At 55.4% G+C, this 18,922-nt stretch carries 17 protein-coding genes; 1 reads left to right on the forward strand and 16 read right to left on the reverse strand.

Annotation, left to right across the window (positions count from 1 at the left end; genetic code table 11):
* Positions 1–91: 91 nt before the first annotated feature.
* The 3 genes from E4O98_RS08935 to E4O98_RS08945 form a co-directional block, all read right to left on the reverse strand.
* Positions 92–1,657 (reverse strand): PAS domain-containing methyl-accepting chemotaxis protein, encoded by a 1,566-nt coding sequence (locus E4O98_RS08935; RefSeq protein ID WP_248134734.1) that lies wholly within the window; start codon positions 1,655–1,657, stop codon positions 92–94.
* Between the two features lie 929 nt (positions 1,658–2,586).
* A complete protein-coding gene (locus E4O98_RS08940; protein WP_248134736.1) occupies positions 2,587–4,020 on the reverse strand; it encodes a bifunctional diguanylate cyclase/phosphodiesterase in 1,434 nt (477 codons plus the stop codon).
* Between the two features lie 53 nt (positions 4,021–4,073).
* Positions 4,074–4,376, reverse strand: coding sequence for a hypothetical protein (locus E4O98_RS08945; protein WP_248134738.1), 303 nt, complete (start codon positions 4,374–4,376; stop codon positions 4,074–4,076).
* Between the two features lie 261 nt (positions 4,377–4,637).
* Here E4O98_RS08945 and E4O98_RS08950 point away from each other — a divergent pair, with 261 nt between their 5' ends.
* The gene (locus E4O98_RS08950) at positions 4,638–6,557 is read left to right on the forward strand and encodes an ATP-binding protein (RefSeq protein ID WP_248134740.1); all 1,920 of its coding nucleotides are present in this window, start codon (positions 4,638–4,640) and stop codon (positions 6,555–6,557) included.
* A gap of 503 nt (positions 6,558–7,060) precedes the next feature.
* Here E4O98_RS08950 and E4O98_RS08960 read toward each other — a convergent pair.
* The 13 genes from E4O98_RS08960 to E4O98_RS09020 all read right to left on the reverse strand — a co-directional run bounded on the left by E4O98_RS08960 (position 7,061) and on the right by E4O98_RS09020 (position 18,896).
* On the reverse strand, positions 7,061–7,816 hold the full coding sequence (locus tag E4O98_RS08960) for a TIGR03747 family integrating conjugative element membrane protein (RefSeq protein ID WP_248134742.1): 756 nt from the start codon (positions 7,814–7,816) through the stop codon (positions 7,061–7,063).
* 18 nt (positions 7,817–7,834) lie between these two features.
* Positions 7,835–10,051 carry a type IV conjugative transfer system coupling protein TraD gene (traD, locus tag E4O98_RS08965; RefSeq protein WP_248134744.1) on the reverse strand — a complete coding sequence of 739 codons (2,217 nt, stop codon included), beginning with the start codon at positions 10,049–10,051 and terminating at the stop codon, positions 7,835–7,837.
* Positions 10,052–10,054: 3 nt separating this feature from the next.
* A complete protein-coding gene (locus E4O98_RS08970) occupies positions 10,055–10,465 on the reverse strand; it encodes an HNH endonuclease (protein WP_248134745.1) in 411 nt (136 codons plus the stop codon).
* Positions 10,425–10,709 carry a hypothetical protein gene (locus E4O98_RS08975; RefSeq protein ID WP_248134746.1) on the reverse strand — a complete coding sequence of 95 codons (285 nt, stop codon included), beginning with the start codon at positions 10,707–10,709 and terminating at the stop codon, positions 10,425–10,427. Before E4O98_RS08975 ends, E4O98_RS08970 begins: the two co-directional genes overlap by 41 nt.
* Before the next feature lie 7 nt (positions 10,710–10,716).
* On the reverse strand, positions 10,717–11,220 hold the full coding sequence (locus E4O98_RS08980) for an integrating conjugative element protein (protein ID WP_248134748.1): 504 nt from the start codon (positions 11,218–11,220) through the stop codon (positions 10,717–10,719).
* Positions 11,217–11,774: a lytic transglycosylase gene (locus E4O98_RS08985; RefSeq protein ID WP_057725796.1), complete on the reverse strand. Its 558-nt coding sequence runs from the start codon at positions 11,772–11,774 to the stop codon at positions 11,217–11,219. The genes E4O98_RS08980 and E4O98_RS08985 overlap by 4 nt, the downstream gene beginning before the upstream one ends.
* Positions 11,759–12,511 (reverse strand): TIGR03759 family integrating conjugative element protein, encoded by a 753-nt coding sequence (locus E4O98_RS08990; protein ID WP_248134876.1) that lies wholly within the window; start codon positions 12,509–12,511, stop codon positions 11,759–11,761. The genes E4O98_RS08985 and E4O98_RS08990 overlap by 16 nt, the downstream gene beginning before the upstream one ends.
* Before the next feature lie 40 nt (positions 12,512–12,551).
* Positions 12,552–13,268, reverse strand: a complete 717-nt coding sequence (locus E4O98_RS08995) for a methyl-accepting chemotaxis protein (RefSeq protein WP_248134750.1) — start codon at positions 13,266–13,268, stop codon at positions 12,552–12,554.
* Between the two features lie 159 nt (positions 13,269–13,427).
* Positions 13,428–15,668 (reverse strand): DEAD/DEAH box helicase, encoded by a 2,241-nt coding sequence (locus tag E4O98_RS09000; protein ID WP_248134751.1) that lies wholly within the window; start codon positions 15,666–15,668, stop codon positions 13,428–13,430.
* Positions 15,669–15,772: 104 nt separating this feature from the next.
* Positions 15,773–17,230 carry a DUF6094 domain-containing protein gene (locus E4O98_RS09005; protein ID WP_248134753.1) on the reverse strand — a complete coding sequence of 486 codons (1,458 nt, stop codon included), beginning with the start codon at positions 17,228–17,230 and terminating at the stop codon, positions 15,773–15,775.
* 22 nt (positions 17,231–17,252) lie between these two features.
* Complete coding sequence (locus E4O98_RS09010; RefSeq protein WP_248134755.1) at positions 17,253–17,852, reverse strand: hypothetical protein; 600 nt, start codon at positions 17,850–17,852, stop codon at positions 17,253–17,255.
* Between the two features lie 72 nt (positions 17,853–17,924).
* Positions 17,925–18,206 (reverse strand): hypothetical protein, encoded by a 282-nt coding sequence (locus tag E4O98_RS09015; RefSeq protein ID WP_248134757.1) that lies wholly within the window; start codon positions 18,204–18,206, stop codon positions 17,925–17,927.
* A gap of 84 nt (positions 18,207–18,290) precedes the next feature.
* Positions 18,291–18,896 carry a DUF3275 family protein gene (locus E4O98_RS09020; RefSeq protein WP_248134759.1) on the reverse strand — a complete coding sequence of 202 codons (606 nt, stop codon included), beginning with the start codon at positions 18,894–18,896 and terminating at the stop codon, positions 18,291–18,293.
* Positions 18,897–18,922: the final 26 nt, after the last annotated feature.

Below are 18,922 nucleotides of genomic sequence, written 5' to 3' on the forward strand. Positions count from 1 at the left end.
GGTCGCGCTTGAGTTCAGGCAATCTGAAAATCCGACTTTTTCAACAGAATCGTTCGATAGCTGCCCTTCGGGAAGGGCAGCAATCGATAAATTATCGATTGAATCGCTCGACCAATGAATACTGGGTATTGGCGGTCTGGGTCAGTTCCTTGCTCAGCTCCGCCGAATGCTTGGCCTGTTCAGACGTCTGGTCTGCCAGGTTGGCAATAGTCGTGATATTGCGGCTGATTTCCTCGGCCACGGAGGTTTGCTCTTCGGTCGCCGCGGCAATCTGGGTCGTCATGTCCGTGATGTTCGCGACCGCTTCACTGATCCCGACCAATGCTTTATCTGCCTCAAGTACCCACGCCACGCCTTCTTCGGCCAGGCGATGCCCGTTTTCCATGGTTTTCACCGCATTGTTGGACGAGACCTGCAGTTTGGAAATCAACCCATGAATCTGCGCTGTGGACTCCGTGGTGCGCTGCGCCAACTGGCGCACTTCATCTGCGACCACAGCAAAGCCACGACCCATGTCGCCCGCCCGCGCGGCTTCGATGGCGGCGTTCAGCGCCAGCAGGTTGGTCTGGTCGGCAATACCCTTGATCACATCGACCACCGTACCGATTTCATTGCTGTCCTTGGCCAGTTGCGCGACGGTCAGTTCGGTTTCACCCACCACCACCGAGAGGCGCTGAATGGCTTCTCGGGTGCCCCGCGCCACATCGCGTCCGCGCCCGGTTAATACATTCGCTTCCTGGGTAGCGTCGGCGGTGCGCTGGACGTGACTGGCGACTTCTTGTGTGGTGGCCGCCATTTGATTGACCGCGGCCGACACCTGCTCGGTCTCAACCCGTTGGCGTTCAAGCCCAAGGGAACTTTCGGTGGCAAGGCCGTCTGAGCGGCCCGCCAGACCGGTTAGTTGCTCAGCCGTATCCTGCAAACGGGTGAGGCACGTATTGAGTCGCGCGGCCTGGCTGACAAACGCCGTTTCAAGGCGAGCCTGGTAGCCGCGTTCGTCGCTGTACATTTTGGCCAGCAAAGCGTCGCAAGTTGAGGGTTCGACCATTTCCAGGAGACGCAGCGCACCGCGGTTTTGCCTACTCGACACCCACAGCCCGAGCGGCACCGATACCCCGACCGTCAGGATCATCGCCACGGACATGCCGAGGAACATGCCGCTCAACGCCCCCACCAGGCCCATGGCCAACACCGGCAGCCAGGAGGCTAGGGCGGGTTGCCATTGATCTCTGACTGGGACGGCTGACTTGCCCGGGCTGAGGCGTTTATAGAGGGCGTTGGCGCGACGGATCTGCTCGACCGTCGGCTTGACCCTCACCGATTCATAGCCCACAACCTCCAGCCCCTCGAAAATCGGCGTAACGTAGGCGTTGACCCAGTAGTGGTCGCCGTTCTTCGAGCGATTCTTGACGATGCCCATCCACGGCTTGCCAAGCTTGAGTGCACCCCACATATGAGCGAAGACGGCGGAGGGCACGTCAGGGTGACGAACGACGTTTTGAGGCGCGCCGATTAGATCAGAATTGTTGAAACCGCTGATCTCGACGAAGGCGTCATTGCAGTAGGTGATGACGCCCCGCGCATCCGTTGTCGAGATGAGTTTCTGTTGAGGCCCAAGTACAACCTCGCGCTGCGTAACCGGTTGGTTGTTTCTCATCTGTATTGCTCCTATGCCCTAAACTAGGGGCATCGGCTGCAATATGAGAAAGATTAATGAGTAAGTCTGAAAGCGCAGGTAATGCGTCCGAAAAGAAGGCGTCGTCCTCTAATAGCTACGCTTGGCCAAAAAATGGGAACACGGTCAAACGTCTCCTTTCGGCCGATTCTGTTGAAAAAGTCGGCTTCGGCGTTCGGCTCAGAAAAGAACGCGTCTGAGATTGAAATCTGCACTGCGCGCAGAAGGATCAGGACTCGGATTTTACGTAGCAGCGTATAAAAATCACGTTTTCACCGCTCAATGCATTGCCCATTTGGCCGGGTCGACTTTTTCAACACAATCGGCCAGAAGCGGACATCGTACTCGCATCGTGACGCTGTAACGAAGTTCTGGCTGAGACTCCACGAAAACGAGATGAATATGGGGGATGGCCACCGCCCTGGATGAATATACTGAGAATGTCTTACAGCCCGATCCAGCTTCGACACTGAATTGCATCATGCGTATCGATACGTTTAAATCGGATTTGATCCGCTCCTTGAATCGCTCTCTCGTAGCTATAGATGGCTGGACCAGCCTTTCCAAAACGAAGCAGCCTGCAATTCATTGCGAAGGCTTGAACCGATCATGATGACCTCAATGCAACGGCTAAGGGGCGGAGAAATCTTCTTTTCGAAGCTCCGTCCGAACGTCGTTAAAGCTGATTACCAACGATGAGGTTCACTTACTAAATGCAACCCCCTCTACAGAGCGGTTGCACTCGGCCTCTCTATCGGTGTCGCTTAATTTGAGCGCAAGTTTCAACCCTTAGTAATTGTAAGTATGACGCATTCCCTGTGACCCTAATGCCCAAAGACTGATCAACCTCAAGCCGGCTTTAGCTGATGCGACCTAATCCACTCCAGTCTCGTAGACCCAGAGCTGATCCGTCAGCTAGGCCGCCCAGACAACCAGGCACCCTCGTCAAACCAGGCAAGAAGGGCGACCGGGGATAATGGCTTAGCGAAGTAATAACCTTGGCCCTGCTGACAGCCCCAACCTCGTAGTAGGTGGTAGTGCAGCTCCGTTTCAATCCCTTCCGCCACGACGGTCAGGCGAAGATTCCGCACCAAACTGATCAGGCCCCGGATGATGTGCCATTCGCTGTTACCCGGCTGAAGGTCAGCAAGCAGTGAGCGATCGAGCTTGACACTGGTTGCTGGAATCTGGCGCAGGTAGGCCCAGTTACTGTAACCACTGCCAAAGTCGTCAATCCCAATGGCAACGCCGAGATCGCGAAAGCGTTGCAGCTCAACCCGCACGGCTTGGAAGTCGGTTACCAAGACGCTTTCGGTAAATTCGAGCTCAATGAGTCGTGGTGCAACCTTGAAGGCTTGCAGGGCTTCGACCAACTGTTCGAACAGATGCCCGTCAGTCAGATCCAGTGCCGAGATGTTTAAGGAGACGGTCATTTCCAAGCCCTGAGCGCGCCAGTCTGATAGCTGCTCACAGACGCGCCGTACTACCCAGTTGGTGATGTGGCGAATAGAAGCTGTGGTTTCGGCCAGTGGGATGAATTCAGCGGGGCTAATTTCACCCAACTTGGGATGTGACCAACGCAGCAGTGCCTCAACCGCAACGCACCGGTTGCTGGCAAGATCGACACGAGGTTGGTAGACCAGCTTGAACTGATCACTGGTGGCAAGTGCCGCTACGATGTCATTGAGCAGCGCGGTGCTGCGTCGGAGGCTAGAGTCGATCGCGGGATCGTAATGGAGCCAACGCTGCTTGCTTCGGCGCGCAGCATCAGTGATGCTGGACATTAGACGTAGGATATCCGTTGGCTGGCCAGGCTCGTGCTTGAGCGGCAGTACGCAGATCCCTACATCGGAAAAAACGGGTACATCCATACAGTACAACTGCCTTTTGAACGCATGCACGATGCTGTCGATCAGGCTGGACAGCGAAAGTGTCCGGTGGCCGAGCAGTGCGACAAAGCCCAGGGTACCGGAGCGGTACAAACGCGTACCGTGGGGCAGCAACTTCAAGAGCAGCTCTTTGACCGCCAGCATAAAGTCGGTGAAAAACTCGCTGCCAAGCGACTTCGCCAAACTGTCCATCCCCGATGCGGAGAGCGGCTCTATAAGGATAGCGACCCGCTCATCCTGATCAGGTGGCTGCAGAATGTCTGCTTCAAAGCGCTGCCGGTTGGGTAAGCCAGTCATCGGGTCGATGTAATGCGAGCGATGCATGGACTCCAACCGCGCCACCACGACCTGGGCCGCGTTGCGCAGAAGGTTTCGCCCTTGCTCGTCCATCGGCGTGTGCGATTTATGGTCAATCACGCAGAGCCTGCCCAGGGTGCGCCCTGAGTTGATCGTCAACGGAGCACCTGCGTAATACCGGATGAACGGAGCGCCTATTACCAAGGGGTTGCTCAAGAAACGCGGGTCAGCGACAGGGTCGCACACTTCCAGAATCCCCCTTCGGCGAGGCTGTGGACGCAGAAGGACATTTCTCGTGGCGTCCGTTCAGATTCAATGCCCACACGGGCCTTGAAAACCTGATAGTCGCGCTCGATGATGCTTACCATCGAAGTAGGCACCTTAAAATAGCTGGAGACCATTGCCACGATGCTATTGAGCACAGGGTCTGTGCCGCTTTCCAAGTCCGAAGTCAAACGGTCTACGTCGACCAGCCGAGCGCGTTCTTCTTCGGGCGATGAGTTACTCGTCGTCATGTCGGCTACTATTGAGTAATAAATCGGCTGAAAAAAACAAGATTAGGTGCTAATTCTATGGCTTTAGCTTATCACAGCGCCAAAGTCACACAATTATGGTTAGCCATTACGCTGTTAGTCAGAAACTATAGGCCCTAGTTGTGAACCGCTTAAATCTGAAGGCCTTGTTGCCGATAATTATCTGCGGTGGCGAACCGTCGCCGTATCGACTGCCGACAATTCGCACCTCAGTTCTCTGACCCTGCCCCGACGGAGCAACACTTGATAAGTATTCTCTCTCGCACTCTTGAGGTGGTGCGCCGATTGGCGCGCAACCAGCCAAGCCCTCCGGTCAGCTACGCCGGCACCGTCATGGTCATCGCGCTTTGTGCCGCCGTGCGTGTTCAGCTTTCATTCACCGCATTACCGTATCTATTTTTCATACCGGGCCTGATGTTCATCGGTTTCTTCTTCGGCATTGGCCCGTCGGGCTTAGGCTGCGTGCTAGCAGTGGTCACCACACACTATTTCTTCATTGGCGAGATTGGCTTCAATGATGGCTTTACCGCCTGGGCGAGTAGTGCGAGTTTCGCCCTTGTGACTTTCGGCATGGCGGTTGTTTGCGCTTTGTTCCGAAGAACCTTGCGCGCCCTCTACGCCGTCAATGATCGTCTGGAGTATGAGGTCGAGCGTCGTACGCTGGAGCGAGATGGTATCTGGAATGTATCCCCTGACCTAATCTGCACGCTGTCCGAGGGCGGGGACGTCGTGGCGATGAATCCGGCCTGGCAAACCGAAACCGGGCTTTCAGATCTAGAACTCAAGGGAGGCGCATTTTTCTGCTTCATCTCCCCCTCACAACTGTCGGATGCCCTACGCACCCTGGGCAGAGGGGATATCGCAGAGCTCGATACCCAAGGCTCTCGCGCCAATGGCAAACCGCTGCACCTGAACTGGCGAATAGCACGTCGAGAGGGGCTGTACTTTGCGGTCGCTCGGGACGTTACTCTATACAAGGAACGTCAAGAAGCGCTTGAGCAAGTGAGTTCGCAGTTGCAGCAGAGCCAGAAGATGGAAGCAGTGGGCCAGCTAACAGGTGGATTGGCCCATGACTTCAATAACCTGCTGACCGTGATCACTGGCAGCTTGGACATGCTCGACCGACGTATCGCCCAGGGCAAGCAAGAGGGCCTACAACTATATGTAGGGCTCGCACAAAAAGCTTCTGCCCGAGCAGCCTCTCTGACACATCGGCTGCTTGCCTACGCCCGACGTCAGCCTCTGGCGAGCTCAGTAGTCAACCTGGCGTTGCTAGCTCAAGAAATGAGGGAGCTCATCAGCAGGAGCCTCACGCCGCGGATCGAACTGGAGCTAGTGGTGCCAGAAGAAACCTTGCTTTGCTTATGTGACGCCCACCAATTGGAAAACGCGATACTGAACCTGTGCATCAATGCACGCGACGCTATGCCTAATGGGGGTCGGCTACGGATCGAAATTAGCCAGACCCGCGTTGATGCCACGGGTGGCGCTACAGCTCCGAACGCAGGGCAATACGCACTTTTCCGGATATCTGATACCGGGATGGGTATGCCACAGAGCGTGCTTGAGCGCGCTTTCGACCCATTCTTCACCACCAAACCCTTGGGCTCTGGAACCGGCCTGGGCCTCTCGATGGTCTATGGCTTTGCCCAGCAATCATCGGGTGAAGCCCGGATCGAATCAGTTATGGGGAAAGGCACTACGGTGAGTCTTCTCCTGCCATTGCGCCACAGCGAGGCCGCAACTGTTGATGTCAGCGTACCCAGCAGTATGGGATACGATTTCCAAGCAGATAACGCCAGAATAATCGTGGTCGACGACGAGGTTGCCATTCGTGACCTTATTGGTGAGGCGTTGGAAGAAGTCGGCTATCAGGTCACTAAGGCTGGAACCGCTGCACAAGCATTGCGGGAGGTGGAAGCACAGTCAGAGGCAGCGTTACTGATCACGGACATCGGTCTGCCCGGCAGTATGAGTGGCGATGAATTAGCGGTGATCGCGCTCGACAAATTCCCGAAGCTCAAAGTTCTTTTCATTTCCGGCTTTTTGGAAAATGCTGTCCCGGCGATCGCACTAAAAAGCGGCCAGTCCGAACTCCTGCTAAAGCCCTTTGCCTTAAAGGAGCTTAAAGCAATTGTGCAGCGCCTAATATCTCAACGATAAGCAGCCTCGACACCACACGCCACGCTATTTGCCACCTTCGTGCCTTACCGTCCGCTAAGCGAATGACCGCATCTTTTAAAGTTGGCGAGCTACCGCTAGCCGATCCATTGCTCACACTACGTTCTCCCGAGTACTATTCCTTGATCGAATAGCCCACAGCAGCATCGACGTAGGATTAATTCAGACGTGCAGATACATCCCGAAGACGTCTGGAAGCGATCAGGAAGCGCTGGGCGGTGTTTTTCAGGTAGCGGAGGATGGACTTCTTGCTTGGGGAGTTAGAGCTTTAGGTCGGCAGGCGTCCGCTTTCGGCCCAGAGTGTGACAAAACCCTTGTTAGCGGCTTCCACTCTAGTATTTTTTCCTACTCAACTTAGGTTAGACATCAGTTGCTCAGATTCAGTAGGTGGTTTTGCCGGTACCGGCAAAAGCCTGAACCAGTAGCTTGTCAGCCGTGGAATGGATGATGGGCTGCTGTTCTTGAGTCCACTGCATGAGCAGCTCCTAAAGGTATTTTTTGAAGCTTGAGACGGTGATGTAAACGGACACACCCAACAGCACGGCGCAGGGCAACAGAATCAAAAGGGGGCTGATGCTGATGGGGATGGCCAGGTAGACCGTCCAGGGCACGATGGTCAGCGGAATGATCGTCCCCCTGGCTTTGTGATACAGGTAACTTGACTCGCGGCCGGAGCCGAATTTTCGTAGATCACGCCGCACCAGGCCATCGACCAAGCCAGTGAACGCCGCCAGTGCGAACAGTGGAATCGTCAACGTCAGAATGACCATTCGCACACAGAAGGTCAGGACTGTGTATAATGCGGCTAAGCCGTAGTCCTGGAATTTGATCATCGCCCGACCGAGTTCGTATCGAAGGTTCAAGGTTCCCGTTTGTTGTGGTGATGTTGAGCGAGCGTACTGTGTCAGTGCATTTATGTTGTCCTGCATGCCGGTTTTCACCATCAGCCAGTCATAGACCGTTTGTGCCAGCCAGGTTGCCGTACGCCCCGGTTCTTTGATGACAACGCTGTGCAGCAGTTCCTGGGACAGCCAGCCCAGTTCGTGTTGGAACATCTGCTGAGCATGTTTCCAGCCGGCATCCGGCCAGAACGTGTACATGCAAAGCCATTCAACGGCGATAGCGCCGAGCAAGGAGCCGAATATCACACCCAAGAAATGAAAAGGGGTAGAGAACAGCATGCCCAGGAAGTTTTTTTGACCTTCCTGTTGCTGCTGGGCTTTTTCCGCGATATCGGCCATGGTTATGCTCCCTCAGACCTATGCGGCTTTCCCGGTATTGGCCATCTGGCGGAAGTCGTCTACCAGGTCATCAGGAAGCGATTCACTTAATGCCTGATATCCCGGCGCTTGCCACCAGTCGCTGCTGGTTCCGGGTCCCTTACGCATACCTTCCAACATGGTCTGAAGATCCTTGGGCATCGCTTCATCGGGATCGCTTGCGGGCAACGGCATACGGATCTTCCACAAATTGCCGCCTTCCATCAGCGCAAAGCATTGTCCCTTGGGCAGCGAAACCACATGCGCCGGCTCGATCATCGGCACGCTGACACTTTGGATCTGATCGTGGATGTTAGAGGTGAAAGCGGCATTACCATTAATGGCGTCATTTGCACTGCTCGCTGGCGTACTAGTGAACACCTGAACCTTGGGTAATTGATTGGTTAACAGCTCGGCAGTTGCAGTCTCACGTACACGCAGCATGAAAAGGTTGTTGAAGTTACCGATCACTTGGCCAGCTTTAGCCCGGTTACCGATTTTCGCTTCAATATCGCTCATGGTTTGGGTGTAGGCCGTGACCTGCATGCCGGCGCCGCCGCCTTTGTTGATCATCGGTATGAATTCATCGCCCATCAGTTCGTTGAACTCGTCCGCGTGAACGTTAATCGCCACCTTGCCGCCGGTGGCCCCAGGTAAGCCATCATCGATGCCGAATTTGTATATGTGGCCCGCTACTGACACCAGGTCGCTAAACATCGAGTTGCCCACGGCCGCAGCAACCTCGGTATCGGACAAGGCATCCAAACCGATATAGACCACCGCCCGTTTGCGGATGATCTGCATCCAGTCGAAAATCGGACGTGGATCTTCAAGATCCATATAGTCAGGTGATAGCAGCTCTGCAATTCGTCCTGTAGTCAGTTTTTCCAGCAATGGCAGTAGGCTGGCCACGATTTTGTCAAAATAGGTTTTGTCATAACGCACCGCTGATCGCAGACCCTCCATCACGGGATCGGAGTTGCGTTGCTGTGTGAGGTACATGTCCAGGGCCACCACGCGCAGCGGTCGATCCTTCATGGCGAAGCTGAGGTTTTTACGATCGATCTTGCCTTCCAGTTCAACGATGGTTTGCCAGGCCTTAGGATCATGTTCAGCGAAGTGCTTCTGTGCATACTCAACGAATAGCGCATCAATATTGGTCACATGCTTTAGGATCTGTTCGTAGTCCGGTCGACGTCCCAAAGCCACCAAACCGCGCGCGATGATGTTGACGAACCGCCAGGCGAATTCGCGGAATGCCGCGGAGTTACCTTCCCCTGACAGTTGACCGGCAATCCGGGTCGCTACCTCCGAAATTCGACCGAAACGGCCAACAGCGTTATAGCGCGCTGAAAGGTCCGGCCATCCAAGGTGGAATACGTAGAATTCCTGCAGTCGGTTGGCGCGCTTGCATTCGATGTACATGCGCTTCAGAAGGTCTGCATCGCTTTTAGGGTCGAAGACAATCACCACTTCCCGTTCTAGGTCCACTTCTTCATGGCGCTGGCTTCGATGAACCGGTTGCACGCGGCGCCCCATGTGTACGCGGCGCCGGGGATTACGGCGGATTCGTCTGATGTCTTGGGTGATGAACAACTCTGCCAGGCGGGTTTTTCCAACACGAGTAGTCCCCAATACAAGGGAGTGCCCAACCCGTTCGCCCAGTGGCAGGCTGACATCCGCTTCGTTCGGCTCTACACCGTGTAAGCGCGGTAGTCCTCCGACTGGAGGAAATGGACGCGCCGGGTTAAATGGCACATCCCACGAGGTAGCCTTTGACAGCAATTTGATTGGAAAGGGCGCGAACTCCAAACGCTCTTCAATTCTGCGAGCAAAGGTATGAATAGAGGTGGGCTCGACATACTCGGCGTATTTTGGGAGGTAGGTCTCCATCAACCGCTGAGTATGTTTTTGGGTCCAGCGAAAACCTTTCCCGATGAATAGCCGCTCATTGCTGACCGGCATGTCTTTGCTGGTCATGGTGTAGTGGGGCAGGCGCCGAATATTGCGTCGGTAACGCAGCACCACCAATGCCTGTTTCAGGCGGATGAACCCCAGACCCAGAAAGCCTGTACCGGCAACCACGCCGAATAAGGGCGTCAGAGCAACCGCCCAGGGCGCGAAAATACAAAGCAACGCCGCAGCGACACATACGCAAACTGTGTACAGCTCGACGGCAGGGCGTAGTAACGACTCAATGGTGTAGGAGGTGGCCATGGATCACTTCCTATGAGTGAAAGAGGGCAGTGGCCCCACTGTTTCGAAATGGAAAACGACTGGCTTGCCTGTCTCAACTATCAGCCCATAGGACTTGGCCAGGCGGTATATGGGGTGGTAGCTGTTGAGGGAGTTGACGTGATCAGCAATGCGCTTTCGCCAGACCTCCAATGGCATCGCTGCCTTGCTCAAGTTACAAGGCACGCACGCGGGCATCATGTTGCTGATGGTGTGGTTCTCCGGCAGCCCAAAAATGATGGCGCCGGTGTACTTGCCGTTCACCCTTTCAGGTTCTCGCCATACTGCTTCCTTGTGGTCCGCAGGCCACCGGTCACCCAACAGCACACCGCAGTATGCGCAATGGCCCGCGAATTTAGCATGAAGCTCGCAGCGTTGCTTCTTGGTCAGCTTCATGGGGCCGGGTTCCTCCTTTGATGCTTGATGATGAATTGGCCAACTCTTGCCTCACTTGCTCAACTGCCTCGGGCAGGCGTTCTTTTAGCCGCTGACATAGCTCCACCTCGTCACCAGGTAAGCGGGTGATGACGGTGCCGCCATAGAGCTTGGCGACATAGGTAACCTGTTCAAAAAGCAGCTGGCCCGCTCGTGGGTCATTCGGTTGCTTGATGACCAAGGTGATGTGCGTAAGTGAGGCCATACCCTGATTACTGCTGGATCGTTGTGGCAGTGATCAGCAGCGGGTAATGCTGGATTCCCAGGCGCTGTGCCAGATCATTTGATGGTGCCGGGACCAACTGTAGATTTCCTGCCCATTGTTGGATTTCGGCAAACCGCTCGGCGCTGGCCACGTTAACCACAAGGCCAACTGCCTGCAGTTGCTGTAACTGATCGCGGCGCTGAGATAACCACTTTCTGGAGCTTTCATCGTCGCCTACAAGAAACAATGGTTGCAGGCCTGGTGCATTGATTACCCGGCCCTGGACCTGCCCGGGTGTCAGTTGGTCAGAGCGCACTGGAAACGAGCCTTGCCCACGCACACCAATAGTCTCTGCCTGTGCTGACTGCTCGGTAGGTTCTGGAGCCAAGTCCTGATAGTAGGGCAGAGCGGAAACACCCCCTCGGTCTTCAACAACAATCAGCGAGGTGGCATGCGCCGCCATGGGGGAGGCCAAACACAGCAAAACAGGTAGATGCAGCAATCTATTCATGGATTATTCGCCATCAAGTTGATACCGGTGACCCGGCTGAGGTGTTTGGCAAAAGCTCGTCGGTAGCGGGCAGCGGGTTCTCCTCCGGCAGGGCGGTGGTACCGGCCTGCAGCGGTGATCCAATCGCCTCCTTTGGCTTTTTGCTCAGCCAGGATCTGGGCCGTAACCGAGAGGTTTTTGTAAGGATCCAGCCCTTCGCACGGATAGCTATAACGGTGGCCGTTGGCACCGATGTTGGTTTGTCCAAGACCGACGTCGACTCTATTTGGGCCTGCGGTCTGAAGGGCAATCATCAACGCTCTGCAAGCATCGCTGCGTGTAGCAAAGCGATATCCGGCGCCGGCGACATTCAACGTCCAGGGCCAGGGGACGATCTGGCCGCGAAGTCGGGTGCCGCTCTCTTGCAGTGCAACGGAGTACAGCACCTCGGACGGAACGCCGGCAGGCAGGGCAATCAACTGATAGGCCGGCGGCGGAACCTCGGCACCGTTTGCAAATGCCGCGGTAAGCAGTAGCCCCGCCGTTAAAGCCGCGCGAATTACAGACGCTGCCATTGTCCATTCACCTCGCGTACCACGGCCGGCAGCTCACCGCCGAGTCCAAGGCCAAGCCATCGACCGGCATCGTGATTCAGTGTGATCTGTCGGCTTCGCACGCTGGCCGGTTCGACTCCGGCCAAGATGGCCCAGCGGCGAATTATTTCGTCATCAGCTTGACTACCAACGAAATACAGATCAAAGGACTGTTTCTGGTGTTGTAAGTCTTTGACGCGGTCAATACATGCGTTGCAACTGTTTTGAACAAAGACGGCTAGTCGTCCAGTGCCTTTCACAGCAGTTAACGCTCCCGGACCAGGAGCAGATGCAGGGTTGGACGATAGTTGGATGACTTTTTCATTGGGGTAAAGACGTGCGAAGGCTTGGTCATAGGCCCTTTGGTACGCCAATTCCTTATCGATACGCTGTCGCTCGGCTCGCACCTGCAGCTCTGCATAGCGTCGGCGCTCCTCCTCCGACTTCGCTTCGATGCCAAGTGCTGTCAGAGGATCCAGGCCTGGCGAATAGATTCCGCGAGGACCCTCCATCACAGTTTGAAAACGGGACCATTCTTGGGGGGTCAGTCCCCACTCGCGGGCGAGTTCTGTCTGACTTGCTCCTTGAGAAGAGTTGTGAACTTCACTGTTCTGAGTGTTCGAGATCGACGTTGATTGCCCCGAAGCCGCATGACAGCCGTATGCAAACGCGAAGGTGGCCAAGCCTGCAATGAAACCCAAAATGTTCCTGGGCTTCATTGTTTTCGAGGAAGTGGTAGGGGAGTGCATAAAAGAGGTCCTATTGCGCGACGTTTACGGTTTGAGGTGCTCCGGCCACGTCAAAGCGTGCGGATCTTCCGTCCAGCGCGTTGAGTCGCCAGGCGGTGCCCGCCACAGCGTCACCTGGTCGGATAAGGTAAATTTGATTCAACTGCGTGCTGCCAGGCGGTGCTACGGACAAAAAGCGTTCACCGCCGCGATACTCGATACCGACAACGGTAAAAGGGGGTGTTTGCGGTGTGACAGTGGTGGTAGCGGGCGGTGTTGGCCGCTTTGGTTGTCGGGCAACGGGCTTAGGCTTGGGCTTGAGGGGAACAGCGGTGGTTTGTTTGATTCGTGACTGACTGAGTTCTTGAAGACGGCTATCGAGTGTTTCGACGCTGGCTTTGAGGACTACCAATTCACCAGCAGACGCAGTATTTTGAGAGATTTCTTGCGCTGACTCCGTCGCTTGCTTTGCATACGCTTGTGCGGCATCAATTCGATTCGATAAAGCCTGCTGCCCGGCTCGGAAGTCCTCATTGGTCACCAGGTGGTTGCCGGCTACCGTGTCCAGTCGCTCATCGACTTTGCCCAGCCGCGTCAACAACGCATCGAGCGACTCTTTGTCTGCAGTCGCAGCCAAGCTGTTGCTGAGTTGGGAGAGTTGATGATGCTCATAACCCAGAATGCCTGCCAATAATGCAAGGCACAGACTGAGTATCGCTGTGGTTCGAGTAGGGCGTGGTAGGTTCATGGGCGTCCTCGCGCAAAAGCGAATACACCCTCTCAAACCGGTCTCTTAGGTGCATCAGGAAATAGGTTTTCCAGGACGCATGGTTTTTGAAGTGTCGAGTTGGCCGCAGGTAAATTGGGGTCGTTATAAAAAAATGGCCACCCGAAGGTGGCCGTAAAACTATGAAGCAATGAGCTGCCTTGCAAGTGTCATTTCAACTGAATCACCATCTTGGTTCAGCGAGTCGAGACCAGAATCTGGCACATCTCCCGACGTGCTTTGAGCCACGGCGATTTTCTTGGCCATCAACTGCAGGCAAGTAATCTGAGAGCTGCCGGCATAGCCAAAAAAAACCACCCGCACCGGCTGCTTTTGCCCAATCCGCCATGACCGTCGAGCTGCCTGTTGCAAGGTGTATACGTTGTACCCCGTCTGCAGGAACGCAATGGTCGGAAAATCGAGCAAATCCAACCCGGTCTTGACCAGCTCCGGGTTAGTGATCAGTACGTCGACACCTCTGTCTACCTGGTCGAGGATCCAATCCTCGCGCCTGGCGGTATCTACTGACGCCCTCAGGACCGCTACTTTTAAACCAGATTGCTCCAGCAGTCGTTTCAGGCGAGAGGTGGTGTCTCGAGTGCCGCTGTACACGGTATAGGCCAGAACCTTCCGGCCTTTGGCTTTTTCCGTGAGGCAGAGCTCGAGCAGTGCTTTCTCCTTCGGCATTATTTGCTCATCTGCAAAGATCGAGGGGACGAACGCCAAGGTATCTTTGCTACGCGGGTGCTTAACGATCTCCGGTCGAAAGCAGCAGTCAGGCCAAGCCAGCAGCACGTTGAGTACTACCCCTAGCAAGGTAGTGTCTCGACGGGCCAATGCTTGGCGAAGTTCCTGCGTCAGTTTTCCTGCCAATTGCTGATAGGCCGACGCTTGCTCTGCAGACATGCTGATATCGACAAATTCCTCCTGATACGCCGGCAACACGTTGCCACCGATATCTTTAAGTTTCAGAAACACGGTGAACGGCAACACAAAGCGGTGAATGCCTTTAGGGCCGAAGCCTGGGGCTTTCACCGTTCGCACCGAGAGTTTTTTTCCCTTGGCTGTTTTGTGTGACACGTTGTCCCGCTCGGTGTAAATGTCCTTCAATACGCCGTGGTCGCGCATGAATGACATCGCGGCCGGTGCCATACTTCCGCGCGAGTTTGGTTTGTAACCGTCCTCGATCATTCGCCGGGTAAGTATTCGGAACAGGAGGTAGAACAGATCATCGGCATAGCCACCCATGAGGGTGCCTGTCAGCAGCACGGTTTTACGTGCTTTCGCTGCCAATACACCCATGGCTTGACCCTGGGCCGAGCCACTGTTTTTGTATTCATGTCCTTCATCCACCACCAGCAGGTCGAAATATCCGTCTGGTAGGTAGCGTTTGATGAACTCGGTGGGTTGGTAACCGCCCTCGCCAAAGCCAAACTCAATGTTGGCCATGGCGCGCTCCATGCGTTTGGCTTGGCGGTCGCTGAAGATGAAATTGCCCTGAGCGTCCATCAGGTTGATGAATTCGCTGACGTTGTCAATCAGCATCGAGGCGAGGAAGTCCTCCCCGAAGTCATTCAACAATCTGTCCGCACGTACTGGGCCGATAGTCGGAATCCGGCACATCGATTTTAGTATGGTCGCACGACGAGTTCCGTTGTCGGCTTTGCCCGGGCGCATCAGCGTCCAGAGTTGTCCTTGGCAATGGGGGCAGCTCCGACGGCGTTCCTCTCGGTGAAACTCTTCGACAGTCACACGGTTGCCTTCTAAGTCCTCCAGAAGGCGTCCGCAGTCGGGACATCCTGCGAAGTTGTATCCGCCGCTGGCGCGACGTGGCCAACATACCGTACGCCAGTGATACCCCATGCGCATTCGCACGCGTCCGAGAATGAAGAACTCTTTTCGGCCATCGTAAGGACCCCCCAGTTGGTCACGTAGCTTGATCAGCTTAACCAGCGTATCGGGTCCATTGAGAACCCACACGCGTGCGTCTGGGATGGTTTCGAGTATCTCCCGTCGCCATTTGTAGACCAGGTGTGGAGGCGAAACCACCAAAGTGCGGCGGTAGCCCGCACTGTGCATGACAGCGGCTACTGCGATGGCCATCATGGTTTTTCCAGTGCCCATTTCAGCATTGATAACGGCTGCCTGCTCGTTGCGGTCTAGCAATAAAGCTGCAACGGCCTGCACTACATCAGCTTGAGCAGGGAATGCCTGGCGTTTGAGTTCGCTCATAACCCGTTGATGGGCTTCGTTGATGTTGCCGGAATAGACCGGTGGGTTAGAGCGATTGAGGGAGTCCAATAATTCATCACCGAATTCGTCGATGAACTCAGTCAGGCCGATGGCCAAGGGCGATTCAGAGACTTGGGATAGGTCGTTCATGAGTGTTTCTCCAATAGGAACGAAACAGGGCATGCACGACACCCCGACGGGTATGGTGAATACCCTGCGGGTTGGTTAACGGATGGCCAGTTTGGCGTGGTGGGTCAGTAGTCCGAGGGCAGCAACACGGTTGTTGCACTGCGGTCAGCTTCGGTGATGATCCAGAGCCGGGTCTCATCGCCGGCGCATATGTCATAACAGGAGAACAATCGATCCCCGTAGGTCAGAGCCCGTTGGTTACTGCCCCAGTCTTCTTTAGGCAGTTCCCCCCAGTCACCGGAGAAATGCCGACGCAAGTAAGTGCTTGGATCGAGATGTCCATGCTCAATCAGGTGGTGCACTGACTGGGTCAGCACTAAGCGGCCAGGTTCAAATGTCACTCGTGGTGGTGGGGGCAGTGTTGGCTGTGTCACCGCCTCATCAGGTTCATGCGGCGTATCCGCCGATGAACTGATGGTGATCACGCGGCCTTGGTTGGCAGAGCCTGGCGTCATGTCCCATGCCCGAATGATGGGCACGAAACGATCAGTCAGGATCCTTACCTCGGACACGTTGCCGTCCTGGTCCTCGGTGAACTCGGTCTTGCGGACCTTATCTTTGTAGGTATCGCCTTTGAGCACCAATACTCGGCCGGTTTTGGATTTCACTACGCCGGAAATCGCACCGGCAGCCAATGCCAACGCCAAGTGCCAGCGCGACAGCTCCCTCACGGGAGGTCGTGGCTGAGCGCCGCTTTGACCAAAGTGCAGTGTGAAGTCAGGCCACATGCCACGAAGTCTTTTGATTTCTTCGCTGAGCTGTTCAGGTTCAAGGCTGATACGGTAGAAGTGTTCCAGCTCGTTGGATGCCGGGAGAACCCTGTAGGGCTCCCATGGCCAACTGGTTGGTAACGCTTCCGCGCTCAATGTGCCGGCACCGATCGCCTGAAGGCGTGCGCGTACGTATTTGACCTCTTGCGGTCGAGCGAGGTCCTGCCGACGGATTCGTATACCGAAGATCACTACCTGTTTAAAGGTTGGATCAGCGGCTTTGTAGATCCGCAGTTCAGTAAAGTGATTGCATAGCCAACCACACAGCTCATCGTCCAGCACGTAGTGCGGAACAATTAGCACCAAGACTCCACCGTACTGCAGCAGTGGTAGCGTCCGTTGATAGAACATCTTCTCCAGGCGCCGACGGCCGTTACCTTGGTACTGAGATGCACCTGCATGGTCAGTGACCAGGTCACCGTAGGGCGGGTTGAGCCAGAGCAAGCCGAAGGCCTGGCGGCTGATCATGGTGTCCATCAAGTCGCTGTGCAGCACGCAATCCAGCAGTGTCTTGCTGTGATTGGCACGCTCCTGGTCATACTCGACTGCGTAGGTCTCAACGCGGTCACGCCCGAGTGCATGAGCAGTTTCAGCTAAGGCAACGCCTTCGCCTGCACAGGGATCGAAGATCCGCATCTTCCCGCTTGGGGATGGTGCCAACGCTTGTAGGGTGAGTTCCAGCGTCGTTTCGTCAGTGGGGTAGTAGCCATTGCAAGCGAAGTTGCGCGCCAATCGTGGGAACATCAAAGCCATGGTGAGGCTCCTTGATCAATGCTCAAAACTGAGCGTGGGTTGAGAGTTGCCCCTGGCGAATGAGCTCGCCCAGGGCTGTTTCGAGAACGTCGAGTTGCAACGACAAACGCCATGCCGCAACCGCACCGGACGTTCCAGGTAACAGCTGCAGCATGTCGTGTTGGGTGAGCAACCCCATTACCTGCTCCTGCCAATGTGGCAGCAGCGGTAATGGACAGGTGTCCTGTATCAACGGCCAAAGCCGTTGATGAGGTGACTGCCCGTTCTCAAGAAGGGCGTAGGCGAAGTGGTTGGCCCGATCCGGCTGCACGCAGCGTCGGTCAAACAACCAGAGGTGAATCAAGCTGCCGAATAACGTACCGCGCATTTGTCGCGTGGTGCGCTTTTCCAACAAATCGATGTTGGGAAAGACAGGAAGACTTTGGCCATCTACAACGATGTGAAACCGGCTTAAACCATCTTCTGTCGTGCCGAGGGTCAGCCTGGCCAGGAACTCTTGTAGCGCCGTGTCTCGACCCCATGCAGAGAGGAACACCAGGTTGCGTTGTTCGTCACACGCGCAAGCGTCGACGAAAAGATCATTGCACTCCTCGATTGGGAAGAGCGGGGTAGGGCTGGGCATGGGAACCTCCATAATGGAGGGGGAACCCGCCCAGAGGGGCGGTGAGCCCCTCGGGGGTGTTAGCAGTAAGTGTTATTGCTTGGGAAACAGCTGGTCGTCCGATTTGAACGTTTTATCGTTCGGGTCAAACGAGACCGTCTCGTCTTGAAATAGAGGGCTGTGCCCAGTGAGAAAGATTTGTCCCAGGTATTTGGGGCGAAGTGCAACGGCGGCATCGGCTTGTTCTGCCGTCATTTCGAGCTCCTCTACGAAGAAGTCCCAAAGCTCCTCATTCGTCGATACCTCGTTATTGGCGAGCTGATCTTCAATGTTTTCAAGGAGTTCTTGGGTCAGGTTATTGAAGATTGGATTCATGTGCTGCTCCTGCTGAGTCGAGGAGCGCCCAGGAGGGAGCCCCTCATGGGTTGTGCCGATTGGCTTGGCGTATCGCGGGCCTCGTTAGGTATTGGAGATATTCCATACCTGCAGTTTGAAGTTGTGTACATAGCCGAGCTCAGAGAGCCGACTGCACTGTTGGCGTAGTTGCTGACGATCAACAGTTGTGTCCAGCCTGACTGTATCGCTTAGAGGCCAGATTGTGCCGAACAACTCGGCATCTGCCTCGAGGTCGTTGGTTCCGCCGGTCGGGGTCATTCCAAACGGGGCATCCTCTTTTGATACCTGTTTACTTGTAGCCGGGACGGCGGGCGGATTATTCCGCTGCACTGGCTTGGAGAGGTTGGAAGAAGACTCTTCATCCATAGGGTCAGGCTCGTTTGGCGAGAGCCTGGCGGCGTCTTCTGGTGTCAGATTGTCCACGTCGTCGAGGCTCATGCTTTCCAGCTTTGCACGGATCTCACCGACCAGGCGACCTGCTGTGGAGTAATACGAAGGACGGATCTCCGTTATCAGAAAGTCGCCTCGGTATTTACCTTCATCGTACTGATCGAGGAGTGCGTCTTTGATCACGAACTCACCGATAGAGGTCGAGAGCCGTCCGACGTTGAATTCGCCATTGCGGCCGCTGATGGTACGGATGGCCAGTTGGCCGGGGATGTTGATCATGGGCAGCTCCACACTGCTACGAATGA

This window comes from Pseudomonas sp. W2Jun17 (genome assembly GCF_023127795.1).
Lineage (GTDB): Bacteria > Pseudomonadota > Gammaproteobacteria > Pseudomonadales > Pseudomonadaceae > Aquipseudomonas > Aquipseudomonas synxantha_A.

Excerpts from the sequence above, each read along its gene's own strand:
- E4O98_RS08935 (WP_248134734.1), bottom strand. The coding sequence starts at position 1,657 with ATGAGAAACAACCAACCGGTTACGCAGCGCGAGGTTGTACTTGGGCCT.
- E4O98_RS08945 (WP_248134738.1), bottom strand. The coding sequence starts at position 4,376 with ATGACGACGAGTAACTCATCGCCCGAAGAAGAACGCGCTCGGCTGGTC.
- E4O98_RS08960 (WP_248134742.1), bottom strand. The coding sequence starts at position 7,816 with ATGGCCGATATCGCGGAAAAAGCCCAGCAGCAACAGGAAGGTCAAAAA.
- traD (WP_248134744.1), bottom strand. The coding sequence starts at position 10,051 with ATGGCCACCTCCTACACCATTGAGTCGTTACTACGCCCTGCCGTCGAG.
- E4O98_RS08970 (WP_248134745.1), bottom strand. The coding sequence starts at position 10,465 with ATGAAGCTGACCAAGAAGCAACGCTGCGAGCTTCATGCTAAATTCGCG.
- E4O98_RS08975 (WP_248134746.1), bottom strand. The coding sequence starts at position 10,709 with ATGGCCTCACTTACGCACATCACCTTGGTCATCAAGCAACCGAATGAC.
- E4O98_RS08980 (WP_248134748.1), bottom strand. The coding sequence starts at position 11,220 with ATGAATAGATTGCTGCATCTACCTGTTTTGCTGTGTTTGGCCTCCCCC.
- E4O98_RS08985 (WP_057725796.1), bottom strand. The coding sequence starts at position 11,774 with ATGGCAGCGTCTGTAATTCGCGCGGCTTTAACGGCGGGGCTACTGCTT.
- E4O98_RS08990 (WP_248134876.1), bottom strand. The coding sequence starts at position 12,511 with ATGAAGCCCAGGAACATTTTGGGTTTCATTGCAGGCTTGGCCACCTTC.
- E4O98_RS08995 (WP_248134750.1), bottom strand. The coding sequence starts at position 13,268 with ATGAACCTACCACGCCCTACTCGAACCACAGCGATACTCAGTCTGTGC.
- E4O98_RS09000 (WP_248134751.1), bottom strand. The coding sequence starts at position 15,668 with ATGAACGACCTATCCCAAGTCTCTGAATCGCCCTTGGCCATCGGCCTG.
- E4O98_RS09005 (WP_248134753.1), bottom strand. The coding sequence starts at position 17,230 with ATGGCTTTGATGTTCCCACGATTGGCGCGCAACTTCGCTTGCAATGGC.
- E4O98_RS09010 (WP_248134755.1), bottom strand. The coding sequence starts at position 17,852 with ATGCCCAGCCCTACCCCGCTCTTCCCAATCGAGGAGTGCAATGATCTT.
- E4O98_RS09015 (WP_248134757.1), bottom strand. The coding sequence starts at position 18,206 with ATGAATCCAATCTTCAATAACCTGACCCAAGAACTCCTTGAAAACATT.
- E4O98_RS09020 (WP_248134759.1), bottom strand. The coding sequence starts at position 18,896 with ATGATCAACATCCCCGGCCAACTGGCCATCCGTACCATCAGCGGCCGC.